General features: G+C 55.9%; 13 protein-coding genes. 8 read left to right on the top strand and 5 right to left on the bottom strand.

What is annotated here, in order from left to right; translation table 11 throughout:
* The 4 genes from VJ464_26555 to sbnB form a co-directional block, all read right to left on the bottom strand.
* Positions 1-2,899, bottom strand: a 2,899-nt coding sequence (locus VJ464_26555; protein ID HKQ08711.1) for an amino acid adenylation domain-containing protein, incomplete at its 3' end; no start/stop codon positions are given.
* A 147-nt stretch (positions 2,900-3,046) separates the two neighbouring features.
* On the bottom strand, positions 3,047-3,631 hold the full coding sequence (locus tag VJ464_26550; protein HKQ08710.1) for an MbtH family NRPS accessory protein: 585 nt from the start codon (positions 3,629-3,631) through the stop codon (positions 3,047-3,049).
* A 162-nt stretch (positions 3,632-3,793) separates the two neighbouring features.
* Positions 3,794-4,792, bottom strand: a complete 999-nt coding sequence (sbnA, locus tag VJ464_26545; GenBank protein HKQ08709.1) for a 2,3-diaminopropionate biosynthesis protein SbnA — start codon at positions 4,790-4,792, stop codon at positions 3,794-3,796.
* Positions 4,793-4,806: 14 nt separating this feature from the next.
* Positions 4,807-5,829 (bottom strand): 2,3-diaminopropionate biosynthesis protein SbnB, encoded by a 1,023-nt coding sequence (sbnB, locus tag VJ464_26540; GenBank protein ID HKQ08708.1) that lies wholly within the window; start codon positions 5,827-5,829, stop codon positions 4,807-4,809.
* A 1,496-nt stretch (positions 5,830-7,325) separates the two neighbouring features.
* On the opposite strand from sbnB, the gene VJ464_26535 reads away from it, so the two are divergent.
* Together VJ464_26535 and VJ464_26530 are read left to right on the top strand one after the other, a co-directional pair.
* Positions 7,326-8,342 (top strand): sialidase family protein, encoded by a 1,017-nt coding sequence (locus VJ464_26535; protein ID HKQ08707.1) that lies wholly within the window; start codon positions 7,326-7,328, stop codon positions 8,340-8,342.
* A 346-nt stretch (positions 8,343-8,688) separates the two neighbouring features.
* Positions 8,689-9,285 carry a FecR domain-containing protein gene (locus tag VJ464_26530; protein ID HKQ08706.1) on the top strand — a complete coding sequence of 199 codons (597 nt, stop codon included), beginning with the start codon at positions 8,689-8,691 and terminating at the stop codon, positions 9,283-9,285.
* 683 nt (positions 9,286-9,968) lie between these two features.
* On the opposite strand, the gene VJ464_26525 is transcribed toward VJ464_26530, so the two are convergent.
* A complete protein-coding gene (locus VJ464_26525) occupies positions 9,969-10,340 on the bottom strand; it encodes a hypothetical protein (GenBank protein HKQ08705.1) in 372 nt (123 codons plus the stop codon).
* Between VJ464_26525 and VJ464_26520 the strand changes: the two genes are divergently transcribed.
* From VJ464_26520 to VJ464_26495, 6 genes are all read left to right on the top strand, one after another.
* A complete protein-coding gene (locus VJ464_26520; GenBank protein ID HKQ08704.1) occupies positions 10,320-11,468 on the top strand; it encodes a TolC family protein in 1,149 nt (382 codons plus the stop codon). The genes VJ464_26525 and VJ464_26520 overlap by 21 nt on opposite strands.
* 25 nt (positions 11,469-11,493) lie before the next feature.
* Complete coding sequence (locus VJ464_26515; protein ID HKQ08703.1) at positions 11,494-12,705, top strand: efflux RND transporter periplasmic adaptor subunit; 1,212 nt, start codon at positions 11,494-11,496, stop codon at positions 12,703-12,705.
* A gap of 71 nt (positions 12,706-12,776) precedes the next feature.
* Positions 12,777-15,863 carry a CusA/CzcA family heavy metal efflux RND transporter gene (locus VJ464_26510; protein ID HKQ08702.1) on the top strand — a complete coding sequence of 1,029 codons (3,087 nt, stop codon included), beginning with the start codon at positions 12,777-12,779 and terminating at the stop codon, positions 15,861-15,863.
* Positions 15,864-15,981: 118 nt separating this feature from the next.
* A complete protein-coding gene (locus VJ464_26505) occupies positions 15,982-16,362 on the top strand; it encodes a hypothetical protein (protein ID HKQ08701.1) in 381 nt (126 codons plus the stop codon).
* A gap of 306 nt (positions 16,363-16,668) precedes the next feature.
* The gene (locus tag VJ464_26500; protein ID HKQ08700.1) at positions 16,669-17,724 is read left to right on the top strand and encodes a hypothetical protein; all 1,056 of its coding nucleotides are present in this window, start codon (positions 16,669-16,671) and stop codon (positions 17,722-17,724) included.
* Positions 17,725-17,809: 85 nt separating this feature from the next.
* Positions 17,810-19,111, top strand: a complete 1,302-nt coding sequence (locus VJ464_26495; GenBank protein ID HKQ08699.1) for a hypothetical protein — start codon at positions 17,810-17,812, stop codon at positions 19,109-19,111.
* Positions 19,112-19,143: the final 32 nt, after the last annotated feature.

Raw genomic sequence — 19,143 nt, 5'->3', positions numbered from 1 at the left:
CGGCCCAGATCTTCGCCAGCGCCGTCTCGCTCTCGCCCACCGGCACTTCGTATTCCCGCGCCACATACGCATCTCCTTGCGGCGCCGGCAGCGCCTGACGATCCACCTTCCCGTTCGGCGTCAACGGCAAGCGCTCCAGCCGCACATAGGCCGTCGGCAGCATGTACTCTGGCAGTTTATCTCCCAGATATGCTCGCAACTCTTCCGCTCCTAATCCTTCCCCGTTTGCCTCCACAGGCGTGTAGTAGGCTACCAGCCGCTTGTCGCCCACCGTATTTTCCCGCGCCATCACCACCACTTCCCCCACACCGGCGTGTTCGGCTAGCCGCGCCTCAATCTCCCCTAATTCGATCCGGTATCCTCGGATCTTGACCTGAAAGTCATCCCTTCCCAGAAACTCAATCCTTCCGTCTTCCCGCCATCTAGCCAGGTCACCGCTCCGATACATCCGCCCACTGCTCTCGACAAACGGGTCGGCTAGAAATCGCTCCGCCGTCTGTTCCGGTCGCCCCAGGTATCCTCTGCCTACTCCGGCTCCCCCGATGTACAGTTCGCCCGCTACGCCCATCGGCACGGGCTGTCGGTGCTGATCCAATATGTAGATCTGCGTGTTTGCTATTGGACGTCCAATCGTCGGCTCGATAGCGTTATCCTCGACAGGCCCTGAGGTAGCTACCACCGTCGCTTCCGTCGGTCCGTAATTATTGACCAGCATGAACGGCGACACCTGCGCCGGCAGCCGGCGTAACACATCGCCGCCGACATACAGGATACGCTGGCGCGCGTTGGTGATCCCCTGAGCGAAAGCCAATTCTGCGATTGGGGTTGGCAAGAAGCTGATTTCTGGTTCCTTGCTCTCCCACCAGGCGAGCAATGCCTCAGGATCGCGTGCAACCATCGGCGGCGGCAACAGCAGGGTCGCCCCCGCGCAGAGCGCCGGCCAGACCTCCCAAGTAAAGGCGTCAAATCCAAAACCGGCCACACTCGACGAGCGCACGCCGCGCTCTATCTCGAAGGATTTGCGGGTCCAGCAAATCAAATTCAGCAGGCTGCGATGCTCAATGGCCACGCCTTTCGGCGCGCCGGTAGAGCCGGAGGTGTAAATCACATAAGCTAGATTCGCGGGGCTGTGCCCAACATCGGCCCGCTTCGGATTCATATCCGGCGACCCTGCCCACAGGGCCGCCTCGGCAAGATTCAGCACCGGCAGCTCTTCGCCGATCCCGGCAAATAGGTTTCTCAGATGCGCTTGCGTCAGCACCACTAGCGGCGCGCTATCCTCCAGCATGTAGCGCAGGCGCTCGGCGGGATAGGCTGGGTCGAGCGGTACATATGCTCCTCCTGCCTTCAATGTTCCTAACAGACCTGTGATCATCTCCAGGCTTCGTTCGGCACAGATGGCCACCCGCGCATCCGGCCCGACGCCCAGTCTTCTCAGATAATGCGCTAGCTGATTGGCCCGGCGATTTAGCTCCGCATAAGTCAAAACGTCACCTTCGAACACCACTGCGACGGCGTCTGGTGCCGTTGTCACCTGTTTCTCAACTAGTAGATGAACGCAAGCGTCCGCGGCATAGTCTACAGCCGTCCGATTCCATTGTTTCAGCGCTTGCTGCTCCGTGTCGGTTAGAAGGGGCAAATCCGCAATGCGAGCATACGGATCTCTGATCGCTTCTTCCAACAAAGTTGCTAGGTGTCCGACTAAACGTCCCACTGCCTCATCCGAATACGATCTTCGATCATATTCAACCCGTAGTGAGAGGTCTGGCTTGCTGAAGCCAGCCACTGCCAGGGGATAATGCACAGGGCAGCGCCGCGAGACACCGCCCGACCACAATTCGCATCCTTCCCGCTGCAACCCAGAACCGGGGCTGTATTCATCAAAGGCCACAAGGCTCTGAAAGAGTTCCGCGGCTCGGTCGAGTCCGCTGCCCGCTCGGATGCGGGTCAAGGGTGTGCATTCGTATGACCTCATGGCCACGTGCTGGTCTCTCAGCTCCTGTAGCAGATTGAGGAACGTCTTGCGTCCTTCGACATGCAAGCGGATGGGGACTGTGTTGATCAGGAGGCCGACGACAGAACCGACGCTTTCAAAATCCGTGCGACGACCAGATCGCGTTTCGCCGAACACCACATCCTCTTGACCGCTGTAGCGGGACAGTAGCACTGCCCATGCGGCTTGCACGATCCAGTTGATGGTCAGCTTCTTTGACTGCGCCAGCAGTTGGAGAGAATCCTTGACCTCTGCCGGAAGGCTGAAGTGCACGGTTTGATATCTTTCTCCTGATTGTCCCGCGTCGGATTCCCACGGCAACTCCAACTTCGTCGGGGTTCTGAAGGTCTCTAGCAAATTCCACCAATACTGTTCCGCATCGGATTGGTCCTGCCGATAAAACCAATCAACGTAATCCGCGTAGCTGGGTGGGGGCGGCAATTCCAGGTTCTGGTTGCGGCGATATGCTTCGTAAAAGAGCGAGACCTCCTTCATCACGATCAGCCGCGAGCGACCATCTAGCAGGATGTGATGATGTGTCCACAAAAACAGGTGTTCATCACCTGCCAGCTTCAATAACGTGATGCGCATCAATGGTGCTGTCGAGAAATTGAACCCGCGCTTCCGTTCACGCAGCAGCAAGGATTGGAGAAGGTCGTCCTGATCGGTGGCCGGAACACTGGCCCAATCCTGGATTTCGATGGGTACTGAAATACCCTCGCATACCTTTTGGAGAGGCTCGCTTAAACCTTGCCACAAGAAACATGTCCTTAAAATGTCATGCCGATTGATTACGCTCCGCCAAGCTTGCTCAAAAGCGCGAAGGTCCACGTCCAATGGCAACTTGCATACAGTCTGTGCGACGTACACACCGTCGTCCGGCGCGGACAAGCCCTGAAACAGCATCCCCTGCTGCATTGGCGTAAGGCGGTATGACCTTTCGATAGGACTACGTGCAATCACAGTACTCTCCAAGAGAGCCCGAACCCAATGACACGCCCTGTTTCGAGCGTTGGCTGGCGAAGTCAAACCGAGATTACTAGTGACACCGATTCAGACCATAATCAGCCGACCTCTTCCCGCGAGCGTGCTCAGATCAATGTCGGCGACGCATTTCACATTCACATAATCGAGTGTGAGATTACCCTCCACGTGGGCCGTCCCGGTTCCATTCTCAAAGTCGGCATTACTGAAATCGGAGGTGGAGCGATCCAGGCGGAACCCGAGTTCCGTTCCTCCCCTGGTCTGCGTAAACTTGATATGAACATAGTCGCGGTCGATTGCCTCTTTGAGCAATTTCACGGTCTTTTCGGGGCGCAGTCCGACTTCGACTTCATGTTCGCCTTCACACAAACGCTCGACGAGACTCCTCTCACGCGGCGCATTAGGGTCGGGCGGCGGCGGCGGCGGCGGGTTCCTGGCGAATTCCTCCATCTTCAGCCTCAGGCTGAGCGGCCTCATATCGGTCCAAACTTCCTCAATGTAGGCCAGGCATTCCTGTTTCGGACCGGTCTTGCCAGCATCTCGCCACCCCGGCGGATTGGCTTTGTACGCCGCCAATATTGAATACTGCTCCTCATGATTCACAACGACTTTGTAGATGGTCGTGTCTTCGCGATCTCGGTCATTCCAAGTCATGGTTGCATCTCCTTGAAAATAGGTTTTACGGGTGAACCCGTGGACGGTTGAGCCTCGCTCGAATTCACAGGTCGGCTCGATCAGTCGCTTTGCGCGTGGTCAATCGGGCCGGATTGATGAAGCACCGCAGGGAAGCAAAAATTCTGGCGAGTTTGGAAGGGATCATGCCGCTCCGGCAATTGATCGTTCAGTCAAGCCCTCCCACAAATAGACCACATCACCGAAATGTTCCCGCACCCAGTCATCCGAGTAGATGGTGTCTATGTATCGCTCGCCGCGATCTGGCAATATCACCACGCAGATGGCGCCCGGCGGGATTTCATCTTTGATTTTATCGAGCGCCATCATGATGGCTCCCGACGACCCGCCCGCCAAAATTGCCTCATGCCTGACCAGCCTTCGACACCCGACAATGCAGTCCAGATCATTGACGTGAACGCATCGGTCTGCTAAGTCCGGTTCAAATAGCGGCGGTCTTACGGCAGCTCCGTGACCAGGAATCAAGCGCTTCTGTTTTGATCCGCCGAAGATGACGCTTCCCTCGGCATCGACCGCGATCACCGCAGTTGCCAGCTTGTGTTTCTTGGCATATTCGGCGCACCCTCTGAGGGTTCCACACGTGCTGGTGGCGCAGAAGAGATAGTCAGGTTCCCTTCCAAGTTCCTCGACGATTTCGTGCATCGTCTGGTGATGTGCGATTGAGTTATACGAGTTTGAATACTGATTGGGCCAAAAGCTATTCTCGATTGAGTTGAGTAGGCTCCGCACTCGATCTATTCGGGCCTGGAGGAATTCTCCGGTCAGCGGGTCAGGATCCGAAACCATGACGGTCTCGGCCCTATAGGCGTGCAAGAGACGGAGGTTCTGAGAAGTCACCTTGGGGTCAACCACACAAATCAATCTCAGCCCGTAGTAGAGGCACACCTGTGCGAGTCCAATGCCCATGTTTCCAGAACTCGATTCAATAATGGTCCACCCCGGTCGTATTGCGCCGGTTTCTAGGGCACGCTCGATAATCTTGAATGCTGGCCGATCCTTGATACTGCCGCCTGGGTTGAGGGCTTCGAGCTTACCGAAGACCCGGAATGTCGCGCCGCCAAAAAACGCCGTCATCTCGACCAGGGGTGTCGAGCCTATGGCTGATATGATTCCTTTTCTCATTACTTCCATCTTCTTTACACAGTCCGCTCCGTCCAACGCTCTGGGAAGAACGAATTGACGGTCGAACCGATCCCTCCTTTCCGGGCGAGATCACAGCAAAACTTACCCACGGCAAGGTCGAGGATACCTAGCCCAAAGGGACTAAAGACGACAATTCCCGAAGCGTCCTTTCGGGGCGCCGCTCTGCCCGTCAGGATGTCGCCGAGAGTGCACCTGAGAAAGCTGCTATTTCCAACGCTCTCTCGAGCCAGGTGAACCGAAGTCTGGGCCCGAGTCACATGATCAAGATCGTCTACAACATTGTCATAAGAGAGGATCACCTGCGGCGAAAGGTCGCGAAGCGAGGTATGAAGTATTACAGACCCCGGCGCGCACTCGTCCAGATCCGATACCCACGGGGTCAAAGCAGTTGTGGCGAATGATACAACAGGACAAGCCGCCAGAACTTCTCGAACATCGCCGGCGACCTGAATGTTTTCGACAAAACCGCTGCACTTATCTTTGAAGATCGTGGCCTGCCCCGCGTCCACGTCGAAAATGACTAACTCTTTCACCAGGGCAAACGCGGATAACAGAAACCTGGCCGTTTCAAAGTTGATCCGCCCGCAACCGACAAGTCCTACTCGATAGACGGTCTCACCCTGCGATAAAACCTTGGCCGCCAATGCCGCGCTCGCCGCGGTGCGCTTGGCGTTGATCATAGACGCCTCGATAATGGTTTCCGGACGCCCGGTTTTAATAGAATTTAGGATCAAGACAGCCGACGCCCGTTCAAGGCCTAGCTCTGCATTGCCGGGAAAGGAGGAAACCCATTTGATGCCAGCCACGCCGAATCCATCACCGAGGAACGCCGGCAGGGCGATGATTCGGTTTTTGTCATTGCCGGGGAAACGCAAGAAGACGGAATGCGGCAGTGATGTCAACTGGTTTGCGTGTGCTTGGTAGGCTAAAGCTACCTTTTCAATCAACTCCACCTCGCGATCCTTGAGCAAGAACTCGACTTCATCTCCCTTGAGGAGCAGCATGTCCTTTTCCATAACTTACCTTTGCACCCAGAGTTGTATAAAGACCATCTGACATCACGTCAGGGTGAAGGATTATGCGCGCACACTACGCCTATGAAATATTTAAACCTGATTGGGAAGCTGACTTGGCAGCAATTGAATTGTGGGTGTGAATTGTGGACTTAGCGCCTTAGGGAGGCCCGCGCAGGCTTAGCTTCTGCGTGAAACACCAGATAGCCAACGCATAGCTGGCCATGCGTTTTTCCGTAAAGGCTTGGAAAAGTATTAGTTGAAAAGCAGATATGATCTGAGGTATAGTGGGCATACGTCACGCTCCAGAAATGGACTGTGATTAACCGGTAGACAGGACGTGCCGACAAGTACACCTGTCTACCGCGCTTTCTCCTCAGGTTTCTTATCAACGCTTATGAAGGTAGCATAGACGCCTCTTCTGACCTACCTGTTTGACGGCCTCGCAGGGAACTCGCTTGACCAGCCACTTTCGCAAGGCTTTCGCAGACAGATATTAGCAACCATCGAAGCATTAGCTAGCAAATACGCACAGCGATTCGCGAGGATAGAATTTAACGTAGTGATTCATGTAATGAAAATACGCGTCCAACGCAGGCCTGGATAGGCTGAAAGCTTGGTAGTTATTATTTCAAGTACAGCGTTGGGAGATTTCACTAGCACTTAGGTCATCTTGTCGGAAAAAATCCATCTTTCCCTTTCCGACAGGGCCTGATAATTCTCTCACGGGAGGTAGGGGCTGTCAAGCGAAATCATTTCTTTGATAAAATAATTATCAATTAAAAGTGGGAAATACTACTTAAAGAGAATAGCTGCCACATCAAGAAGTCCGGGACAAGAACATTGGCCAGCCACTAGAAAGGTATGGATGTAGGCTTCCCGGTTTTACCTAGCCACATCGTTTCGAGAGCTGGCTCACGCCGTCTTCACCAACTATCTTGATCACTGGACGATGCTATTTTCACTCTTCAAAAGCCATTCAACCTACTTCCGACTGAATAGAACTCTGCGACTGATGCGAACGGACGTGAGTCGTTACGACGTGACCGGCTTTTACAATATTGATCCAGAATTAATCAAGACGTGGTCATAAATCGAAATGATCTGGTTTGAGTGAAAAGCCGCGCTGCGGAGTTGACCACAGCGCGGCGGCCTCGGAAGTATTTCAGTGACCAAACCTCATACTTGGGAGGCTCTGAAATGCTAGCTGATCGCCGCATCCTTAGCCATTGAGCCGTTAATTAATCATCTGCGGCAGGCAATGGCTTGGATCGGGTCACAATTTAGGTCACAAAATCGTATTAAGCCGTACTAGCTACTTTTCCGCAAATGGCGGGTCGAGCTGGGGCGGCGTAGACCTGCCACTGCCGCCACCAAAGGGGGCCAATGGCATAGACTTCGGCTCCGACCCGACTCTCGCGTTTGATACCCAGAACAACCTCTTCTATGGATATATCGTTGTCTACTTTGGCAATGGCAGCGGCGTCAATGGCAGCGAAATGGCAGTTGCGCGCTCCACCGATGGCGGCAAGACTTACTCGGCAGTCACCTTCTTCTCCTTTGAGAACGGCAGCAATCATTTCAACGACAAGCCGATGATCACAGCGGACACGAATCTCGGCAGTCCGTTCAGGGACAATGTCTACATTGCCTGGGACGCGGCGGCGGGCGGCTCGGCGGGCGGCGGCATTCGCGTAGGAAGCTCAACCAATCATGGAGCCTCCTTCAATGTAACCCGCGCCGATGATCCTTCAGGCCCGGGCCGTTCAATTGGCGCGTCGCCTGCGGTCGGGACTAGCGGTGAACTTTACGTCAGCTGGAACGATTACAGCGCCAACGTAATTGCTTTCAACCGCTCGTTCGACGGCGGGAAGACATGGGATCAACAGCGCGTCGTCGCGCCGAAAGTCATTCCGTTCGATATTGCAATTCCGGCTGAATCATTCCGTGCCGCGCTGGTGTACCCGGTGCTGGATGTGGACCGCTCGCAGGGACCTTTCCGTGGCCGGCTATACTGCTCCTGGATAGATAAGACGCCAACTGGCACGACCGATATATACCTCTCCTACTCTGATGATAAAGGATCAACATGGTCGCAGCCTCGCACCGTAGCCGACACGCTGCCAATAGCTGTGGATCGCTTCAATCATTGGATGTCGGTCGATCCGGTCACCGGCGACGTGAACGTTTCGTTCTATGATACACGCAATGACACGACCGGCTTTCGCTATATGACGGACGTATACCTCTCGCAGTCGAGAGACGGCGGGCGTTCATGGCTGTCGCCAAACGTGCGTGTATCAACGCAGAGTTCAAACGAACATGACTGCGGTGGCGTGTTTCCGTGCCAGGGGATTAACTATGGGAATCAGCAAGGAGACTATGAGGGGCTTGTGTCATACGGGGGCATTTCGTACCCCGTCTGGACTGACAGCCGTCGTCAGCTCGATAGAATTAGCGGGTGCAGCCGAGGACTAGGGATGGAGGAAGTCTTTACGGCAAAGGTCAAGCCGTAGAAGGTAGTAGGCCAAGTATAGAGTAGGAACGCCTGAAGGTTTAGGTGGCGACACGCTCTATTGAATGCAGTTCGCGCCGGCATGGTTGGCGCCGCCCGGGTCGGTGCAACCCAAACAAAGCGGGGCGCATGGTCAAAGAGGCCATGCGCCCTTTCTATACCGGATGCGCTGCCTACGCTTCACCTCTCGGATGCCATCAACCCAAAGAGCATCGTCGAGGCCCGGCTAACTTTCAAGAATGAAGTAGATCAATAGTAAGTGGCAGGTATCTTCTATGTGCTGGTGCTGTAATGAAGTTATCCGCAGCCGCTCGGGGCCAAAGATGATTTAAAATCTAGGAGTAAATATGTTGCAAGGCGCAAGGAACCCAATCCTATTACTGGCCATGCTTGACTTGCTCGTTTCACTGAGAGGATATGGTCAAAGCCCCGATCATTCGCAGTCACAATTGCCCTCATTGATCGTCTCCGCCCGCGCAGGAGATGTCACTCGTGTTGATGGCAACGTGTGGCTCAAACGACGCGGCGAATCATCTCTGCTGCCGTTGCGAATAGGTAAAAGGCTCTCTTCAGGTGATGTCGTGGTGACGGGTGACCAGGGGCGGGCCGAATGGTCTCTTAATGTGGGTTCATACTTTCAGGTCGCCGCTCATTCTCAGGTGAGTGTCTATGAAGAAAGTCCCGACCAGATGCATTTCGACATTTCACAGGGAGAGGTGTTCGTTATCGTGGGCACGTTCGAGAGGGGCACGGTGCTTGAGATCGACACGCCATACGCTCTGCTAACCGTCACTAAGCGAGGTAGCTATCGGGTTCGGGTTTCGACGAATAAGGATACGGAGGCTGATGTGGCGCGGGGCGAACTACAGTTTGCAGATAGTAAAGGGCAGACAGGCAAAGTAACGAAGCGCGAGCATGTGCGCTTCTTCGGGATCAAGAAATGAAAGGATAGAACGGGGAAATAATGGTCGCGCCTCAGGAACTATCCCCGGCAAATTTGACCGGTCTTTGATTCTGAGCAACCCGGCGCTACAGCTTACCGATCTGCCTTTCATTGACGGCACAACCGCCTTGCTGTTTAATTGACTTTCCATCCCGAATCAAAGAGGACACCAATTTTGAGAGTGCTCGGCAAATATGCAAGGGCCAGCAAAGCCAGGTCGTTGGCAAGAGCGATCTTGCTGCTGCTGCTTGTGGCGCACTCCATTCTGGTGACCATCACCCACCATCACGGCAGCGAGCAACGCCTTCCGAGGTTCGCAGCCTGTAGCGTTGAGGCAAGCCGCGGTGGCGACTCAAGCAAACCATCTGGGGCCAACAACGGTACGTGCTGCATGTCGTGCTGCTTGCAGCACAATCTGGTTGCCGGTATAGGGCCCGTCTCGATACCTTCCGATCTCTGTCCCAAGCCTGTAAGTCTGAAAATGTTCATTTCAGAGCCCACCTCTAACGGAGTGTTCCTCATTCTCTCCAATCGCGCGCCGCCTCTCGGCTAAGGCGACAATGGCGCGGCTCATCTGCCGGCCCGCTCCAAACATTACCAAAGATCAGTGGTCAGCCCGGGCGGTCGTGCCTTTCCTGCCGATGATGGATGATCAGGCTGCGTGGGATCGAGGCGGCCGGGGCATTAATCGCACTCGCGCAATGAACAATCACTCAACCAGCCGATGAACGTGAAGGTGAACGGATGTCTCGACGCACGAACAATCCTCTGCGCCGTTTCGGTGAGCGGCGCGATTCTATATTTTGGCTGGAATGCTTCGGCAGCACGCGAAGCTGCCGACGGCAAGCGAGCCGCCAAATGCGATGCCTCGCCGGCTTGCTTTTGCTCGCCTTCGCAACGCCTGCCATTCTGGCACAAGACAAACCGCCGCAACCTGCTTTGAAGGGCTTCAACAGCACCCTCAGCGAGTTGCTCCGTGCCCGGCAGCAACCGCCCGCGACGGCGACAAAAAAATCCGTTACGCTCTCGGATACGGTGTCGATTTTTTTGCAACATAACTTACAACTCGTTGCAGGCCGCTATGATATCGAAACAGCAGAGGCGGAAAAGTTGACGGCGCGACTCCGTCCGAACCCGGAATTCAGCTTTAATACGGACCAACTGCCGCTGGATTTCAGCGGCCCGTTTTTTAAGGAACAGGAAATCACCTACAGCATCTCCCAAACATTCGAGATGGGCGGCAAACGGCGCAAACGCATCGATGTGGCTAACGTCAATGCCGAACTGGCCCGCGCCGAATTTCAAACGACCATGTGGCAGTTGACCAGCGATCTGAAGAAAAAATTCTATGCGGTCGTGTTGGCGCAATCGCTGCTGAAGCTGGCGCAAGAGAACCAGCAAACTCTGGCTGAAACCCTCAAGCACGCCACCGAGCTCAAAGAACTGGGCGAGATTTCGGGGTTAGACCTGAGCCGGCTCGAAATCGAAAAATTCAAGTTCGACACCGACGTCGCCAATTCGCAAAAGGATTACGAGCTCGCCGTGCGCGATTTGCGGCTGGCGCTCGGCGGCGATTATCAAGCGACGGATATAGAAGTTGCCGGGACGCTCGACTACCAGCCTTACCAATTCTCGTTTGCCGATCTGCGCGACAAATCGCTGGCCGCGCGGCCCGATCTCAGAGCCGCGCAAATCAGCGAGCACGCCGCCGATTCAGCCATTCGCCTGCAGGACGCGCAGCGCATCCCTGATCTCAATGTCGGTGTCGGCGTCAAGCAAGTTTTTGTTGATAAAACCTATAGCATAGGCATCGGCATTGCCCTGCCGGTGTTTGATCGCAATCAGGGCGAGCGGGTCAAGGCGCTAATTCAAAAGAAGCGGGCGCAGAACGATCAGCAGGCGCTCACCAATCAAGTGCTGAACGATGTCGACAAAGCCTTAACCTCTTTCGAGATTCAGAAGAAGCGCGTTGAGCTTTACCGCAGTGGCGTATTGACGAAAGTCGATGACATTCAGAAGCTCACAGAGTTTTCGTTGAAGGCGGGCGAAGGCTCGACGCTTGACTTGCTGGATGCGATTCGCACGCGGCGCGAAACGCTGGCCAGTTATTACCAGGCGCTGTTTGATTACCAGATGTCGCTGCTCGACCTTGAGATGGCGACCGCGACGCCGCTGCAAAAGTAGAGGCGTTAGCGAAAGGGTGTTGCTTATGTTTTTCCGACTCGCTGCTCACGCGCGCTGGCTTGCGCTGCTGCTCGTGTTGATGATTTATGGCGGCTGCAAGAAGGCGACCGAGGCTCCCACAAACTCTGCCACAAAGACAGGCGCAACCTCCTCGGAGGTTTCCGCAAGTCATGCCATCGAGACTGAAACAGTCACCCCACAACTGATTGCCGGGGCGATTGCGGCGACCGGGAAGATACTCGTCTCTGAAGATCGCATGGCAAGCATCGGCCCGGTTCATGAAGGCCGCATCGTACATCTTTACGCGGGTCAAGGCAGCATCGTGAAAAAAGGGCAGAAGCTCGCCGACCTTGAATCGCCAGACATTGATGAGGCCGAGGCGGATTATCTCAAGGCACTTGCTGAGTATGAGAACGCGCGCCGCACTTCGGCAGCCGAGGTCAAGCTCGCCCAGTCCACCTATGACCGCACCAAGATGCTTTACGAGAAGACCATCACGGCGGGCAAAAACCTGCAATCCGCCGAGCACGATCTTGATGTTGCGAAAGCGTCAGCCGCCAGTTCGGTCGCATCGACGAAAGCCGCGCTTCAAGCCGCGCGCCGCCGCCTGCTCATCCTCGGCTTGAAGGAGGCCGATATTGCCGCGCTCACCACCCGGTCGGACTTTACCGCCGTCTTTTCTCTCACCTCCCCCATTGACGGCACGGTCGTCGAGCGCAACGCCACCATCGGCGCAACCGTCGGCACCGATGCAAGCCTTTTCAAGATCATCAATCTGGCGAGCGTCTGGATCGATGCGAATGTGTTTGAAAAAGACCTTGAGCGCATCAAGCTCGGCCAGGAGGTTAAAGTTACAGTTCCGGCCTTTCCCGAAGCGGTTTTTTTAGGCCGGGTCATTCTGGTTTCCAGCGTCGTTGACCCGGAGACTCGCAGCCTCAAGGTTCGCACGGAAGTGTCAAACCCTGCTGGCCGCCTCAAGCCGGATATGTTCGCCAATGTGCAAATCATCATCGACATGAATCACAGCGCCATTTCGATCCCGCAATCGGCGGTGCTTGATGACGGCGGGCAAAAAGTGGTCTTTGTCGCAAACGGCAATGGCTACGAAAAGCGTGTCGTCAGTGTGGGGATACAAAGCAACGACCGATTTGAAATTCGTGACGGGCTGAAGGCGGGCGACAAAGTCGTGGTGAAGGGGAACTACCTGCTGCTGCAACAGAGCAAGCCCGAACAATAACCTGGAGCGATGACTTCTCATAGGCCGCGGGCGATTGTCTAGTCCTCGCATATAGCGATTAAGGTCTGATTATGACCGACAATTTCATTGCCTTCTTTTACCGCGAGCGATTGCTGGTTGCCGTCGTCTCGATGCTGATTACAGCAGGCGGCATCCTGGCGCTTTACAAGTTGAACGTCGATGCCTTTCCCGACGTGACGCCCGTGCAGGTCGAAATCGATACAGAGGCGCAGGGGCTTGCACCGCAGGAAGTCGAGCAGCTCATCACCTTCCCCATCGAAAACGTCATGAACGGGATTTCGGGAGTCGTGCGCGTGCTATCGGATTCCAAGTTCGGCCTGTCGGTGGTGACGGTCTATTTCAGCGACGACATCGATATCTACTTCGCGCGCCAGCAGGTGCTTGAACGGCTGTCGCTCGCTAAAGACCGCATCCCAGCAGGCTTCGAGCCCGAGATGGGGCCGATCACGACGGGCACCGGCCAGATTTATCTTTACGAAATCGTCGGTCGCGGCAAAAGCAATCAGGAGTTGCGTACGATTCAGGACTGGATCGTCAAGCTGCAACTTCGTACCGTGCCCGGCGTCGCTGATGTGTTGAGCTTCGGTGGCGATGTCAAACAGTATCAGGTGATCGCCAATCAGCAGGCGCTGGTCAATTACAACATTCCACTCAAAGCGCTCTTCGACGCCATTCAGGCAAATAATCAAAACGCCGGCGCGAACTTCATCGAGCACGGCGATGAGCAATACATCGTTCGCGGCATCGGACTGGTCAAGGATATTCAAGACATCCAGAACATCGTGCTCGACTCGCGCAACGGTACGCCGATTCATGTCAGCGATGTAGCCAGCGTCGAAGTCGGCAACGAGATACGTCAGGGCGCAGTCACCAAAGATGGCAAGGGCGAAGTCGTCACCGGCATCGTCCTGAAACGCATCAACGAAAACACCAAGCAGGTGATCGAGCGGATCAAGGAAAAAGTCGCCGAGATTAACAAGGCGTTGCCCGAAGGCGTGAGTATCGTCGATTATTACGATCAATCGGAGCTGGTCGATAACAGCATACACACCGTCGTCGAATCGTTAATTGAGGGCGAAGCGCTGGTGTTGCTGATTCTCCTCTTGCTGCTCGGTGATTTCCGCAGTTCGTTGATCACCGCTGCCGCCATCCCGTTTTGCATGTTGGTGGCATTCATCCTGATGTGGTACTCAGGGCTTTCGGCGAATCTCACCTCGCTCGGCGGCTTGGCCATCAGCATCGGCATGATGGTCGATGCGACGGTGGTGATGGTTGAAAACATCTACCGCCATCTGGAAGAGCACCGCGAACACTCGACGCGGGACGCCATACTGGCCGCGGCCCAGGAAATCGGGCGGCCCATGTTTTTTGCCATCATCGTCATCATCGCCGTCTTTCTGCCGGTCTTTACGCTACAGAGCATCGAAGGCAAGCTCTTCAAGCCGCTCGCCTATGCCGTCACCTATTCGATGATCGGTTCGATGTTGATGGCGCTGTGCATCGCGCCGATGCTCTGCGCCTTGTGGTTGCGATTGAAGAAAGGCGAGCCGCGCGCCAATCCGATCATTAAATTCATCAAAGGCATATATGTTCCGGTGCTCAAGTGGACCATCGCGCACCGCTATATCACCATCACCATCGCCATTGGATTGATCGTCTGGAGCGTTACTGATGTCTTCATCCTCGGCAGCGAATTTTTGCCGACGATAGACGAAGGCAATATGCTGGTGCGGGCGACGATGCCGGCGAGCATCTCGCTGACGCGCGCCATCGAAGTCTCATCGCAGATAGAGAAGTCACTGCGTGAGTTCCCCGAAGTCGAAACCGTCGTCGCCAAGATCGGACGCGCCGAACTGGGCGGCGATCCTGAAAGCGTCAGCAACGACGAAATGTACGTCCGCTTGAAGCCCAAGCCGCAGTGGACAACCGCCAAGACGAAAGACGAACTGGTCGATGCCATGCGCCACCGTGTGGAAGGGTTTCCCGGCGTCAAATTCAATTTTTCGCAGGTTATCCAAACCCGCAACGACGAACTCATATCGGGCATCAATGCGCAGATTGCCGTCAAGATTTTTGGCGAAGATCAGGAGACTTTGACCAGAGTGGCCGATGCGATTCGTGACGCCATGTCAGGCATTCGCGGCGTCGAAGACCTAGCCGTCGAGCAGGTCGCGGGCGAGGAGCACCTGGAAATCGCTTTGGATCGCGACCATATCGCGCGCTACGGATTAAACATTGCCGACGTGCTCGAAGTCGTCAAGATCGCCATCGGTGGCGACGAGGCCACCGACGTGCTCGAAGGCCAGCGCCGCTTTGCCATATTCGTTCGCCTGCAAGCAGACTTTCGCGATCAGGTTGAAAAGCTCAACGACATTTTGATCACCGCGCCAGTCGGCGGGCGTGTGCCGCTCGGACAGTTAGCGACCTTACGACTGTCGAGCGGCGAATCGATTGTCAGCCGCGAGAACTCGCTGCGCCGCATCGTCGTGATGTGCAATGTGAAGGGGCGGGACATCGGCAGCTTTGTTCATGACGCACAGCAAATGGTGGCAAAGCAGGTCAAGACGCCGCCTGGATACTTCATCACTTGGGGCGGGCAATTCGAGAACGAGCAGCAGGCAGTCCGCAGACTGCTAGTTGCGATACCGATTTCGCTGCTGCTGGTGTTCGTCTTGATCTATGCATGCTTCAATTCGCTGCGCAACACGCTGACGATCATCTTCAACATCCCCATCGCGCTGGTCGGCAGCACGACCTTTTTGCTGATCTCAGGCTTCCCGCTGAGCGTTCCGGCGATTGTCGGATTCATTGCGGTCTTCGGGGTGGCGGTGCAAAACGGCATGGTGATGGTGTCTTACATCAACAAACTCCGCGATGGTGGCATGAATCTCGACGACGCCGTGATTACCGGTGCGAGCGTGCGTTTGCGGGCCGAGTTGTTGAGCGCGTTGATCGGCAGTATTAGCCTCATTCCCTTCATTATCTCTTCGGGAACCGGAGCCGAAATCGAGAAGCCTTTAGCAATTGTGGTGGTCGGCGGGCTCGTGACGCGCCCGCTCAAAATCGTGATTCTACCAATGGTATATGAGTGGGTAGAGCGCCGCGCCGCCCAACGAGCCAAGGACACCGCTGAGTAAATGCCAGTTGGTTGCGAAGCACTCCGTCAGGTGCAACTGAAGAGGCTCGGCAGTCCGCGCTATCAACATCCTTACCTCTGAGCGAGCTTCATGGAGTCGGGCGAGTGGGCGAATCTCGATGGCAAGCGCTAAAGAAACAGTGGGCGCACCAGCCCTTCAGCCCGTGCGCCCCTTGATGCCGGATGCGCCGCCCGCGCTTCACCTCATACAGCACAACCCGGCGCAGGTGGTCAGCGTCATAGGGCGTTCCGTCCTCTCGCGCAAACATGAAATCATCTTCCGCAGCCCACTTGGATTGCTCTCTGTGGGCGCAAAGCACGTCAACCAGTTCACGCGGGATGTGCAACGTCCTGACGGTTGCTTCAGTCTTCGGCGTTTGCAGAAGCTGCCGCCACACGGCGCGTTGAATGCACAACTTCCCGGCGGGCACAACAAATCGTTGGGCGCGAGCGGCGCGACCGTGTTTCGTAAGATTATTGGTCCGGCGATGCGTTCGTGAAATCGCGCCGCTAACAACTCGTTCCGGTGGAGGCCGCGAAGCGCAATCTTGACTGCTCATCGTGTGAGCGAGGCGGGCCGACGAAGTAGCCTTTAGCGGGGCTGTTCGGCTCGCCTATTCAGATGATTTCGTATTGCCGATTTCGTATTGCTGGTTTAGATTGTTGCTGCCATCTGCGAATGTTTTGTAGTACGAGTGGCTGACTGAGGTTTTTCATTGCCGGCCGTCGTTCCATAGCTTACTAACTAGCGCATCCGGCAGTGGCGCCACTGCGCGCACATTCCTGCACAAGGCGGCAACGAATGAATGGTGAAAAAGTCGTCGCCCAAGATCGACATCCTGCTCGAACCTCTCTTGCTGGAGACCAACGACGAGCAGGCTGACGAACGCCTCTTACGACTGATTACTGTCCATGCGGAGCCGGTGATCAAAGGGATCATTCGCTATAAACTCCATCTCATCTCTCATCGAGCAGACGGACGAGCTGAGGCGGATGACATTTATCAGGAAGTGCTGGTGCAATTGCTGGCGGAATTGCACCAGCTTCGCAAACAGCCCGACAAGCATCCCATCACTGACGTGCGCGGGATGGCAGCCATCATTGCGCATCGAACCTGTTCCCGCTGGATGCGACGCCAATTTCCAGAACGGCACGCGCTCAAAAACCGACTTCAATACCTGCTGACGCGCCAACCTGGTTTTGCGCTTTGGCAGGACGAGGACAGGAAACTCGTTGCCGGCTTTGGCGTGTGGCAAGGACAAAAGAAAGCGGTGACTGCCGAGCGGCTCGGTGGTCTGTCAAAGGATGAGAGGCTGCTGGCTCACATCCGTAGGCTCAAAAGCAGCCGACCGCAGGAGTTGGGCGACGCCCTGGCCGCGATTTTCAATCACCTCGGCAGCCCCGTTGAATTCGATGAACTAGTGAGCACGCTAGCCGCGCTGCTCGGAATCAGGGATCAACCGATTGAATCGCTTGCTGAGGACGAAGACGCCGGCGCGTTTCAAGCCGTGGCCGGAGAACCAGACCCGGCATGGCAGGTTGAAAAACGGATCTTTCTGCAAAGGCTGTGGGCAGAACTGCAACTGCTTCCGCTGAATCAGCGCGCCGCCTTGTTGTTGAATTTGAAAGACGCGGATGGGCGCGGTTGTATTGCCCTGTTTCCCGCCACAGGGATCGCGACGCTGCGCCAATTGGCGGATGCACTGGAGATGAGCGCGGACAGTTTTGCCAAGTTGTGGAATGAGTTGCCGCTAGACGACGCGAGAATAGCTGAGGTGCTGGGATTGACGCGGCAGCAGGTGATCAATGCGCGCAAATCGGGACGTGAACGGTTGACGCGCCGATTGAAAGGGTTTATTTGAAACGTCAGTGCTAATAATTGGCGACTTTCGTCAACTTATTCAGGTAAGCAGACAGCTTGAGTTGAGACTGAGGGGATAAAGAGCCTTGGCCGAACACCTGACCGCAAAACAGGTTGAAGATTACTGCCGGCAACAGCTAAACGTCGGCGAACTGCTGCCGGTGTCTGATCATCTGGGCGAGTGTGAAGGTTGTCGGCAACAGATCGAATATGCGATGAACGGCGACGCGGCTTTCCTCGCCCTGCACGCCGAAGTTTTTAGCGAGGCGGCAGAGATTGCTGCACCGCACCCGGCACGCGCGCATCTGACTGCTGAACAGACGGCTGGATACGTCGATCAAATCCTGTCCGGCGAAGAGCTGCAAACGGTTAGCGATCATTTGACCCATTGCGAGCCGTGCGCTCTGGCCGTTGATGACCTGCACGCTTTCAGAGATCAGACGGCGCCCTCGCTTAAGCGCGAATATCATCCGGCTTCGATCCCTTCTCCAACTGAAGGCTGGTGGCAGCGAACCCGTGCTTCTCTACCGACCTTCTTCCAGAGGTCTCCGGGATTGGCCTTTGGCGCGGCCCTGGCGATCATTTTGTTGGCACTGACCGGCTGGTTGATCTGGCGGACGCCACGGGATAGAGAGCCGAGACCGGAGATCGTCGTGGCACCCCCTCCCCAGGCACCACCTGCACCTGCACCCGCACCCGCGCCTGTGGTCGCGCAGCTCAATGACGGTGAAGGTCAGTTGACGTTGGACCGGGAAGGCAAGCTCTCGGGCGCTGATGACCTGCCGGCTGCTTACCAGAACATGCTAAAGGGAGCGCTCGCCAACCAGCGGATTGAAAGGTCAACACAGCTCAAGGGACTCACCCGCCCGCCAAGCTCGCTGATGAGCACGGACAAACAGGGAGACGCATTTTCAGTGATCGAACCGGTTGGAAGAGTGCTAATAACTGATCACCCGACTTTCCGCTGGTCGCCGATGGCAGGGGCGACCGGCACTGTCGTTGAGGTTTACGACAGCAAGTTCAACCTCGTGGCTACCAGCCCGCAACTCACAGGGCAATCGTGGACGGCGCCGCAACCACTCGCGCGCGGTCAGGTCTATGCCTGGCAGGTGAAAGCCATCAAAGACGGGCAAGAGTTCAAAGCGCCGCGCCCGCCCGCGCCGCAGGCGAGATTCCGCATTCTGGATCAAGCGAAAGCCAACGAGCTGACGAACGCGCAGCGGGCTTATGCCTCATCTCACCTGACCCTGGCGCTGCTGTACGCGGAGGCCGGGTTGTTGAAAGAGGCTGAACAAGAACTGCGCGCGGTGCAAAAAGCAAACCCCGACTCGGAGATTGCCCGCAGCCTGCTTGGTCAGGTTCGGGCCTTACGACGCCAAAGCGAATGAACGGTTAGCCGCAGGGCCTTGCGAGCCGGTAG

Source organism: Blastocatellia bacterium (assembly GCA_035275065.1).
Lineage (GTDB): Bacteria > Acidobacteriota > Blastocatellia > UBA7656 > UBA7656 > DATENM01.
This window is presented reverse-complemented; position numbering and strand designations above follow the sequence as displayed.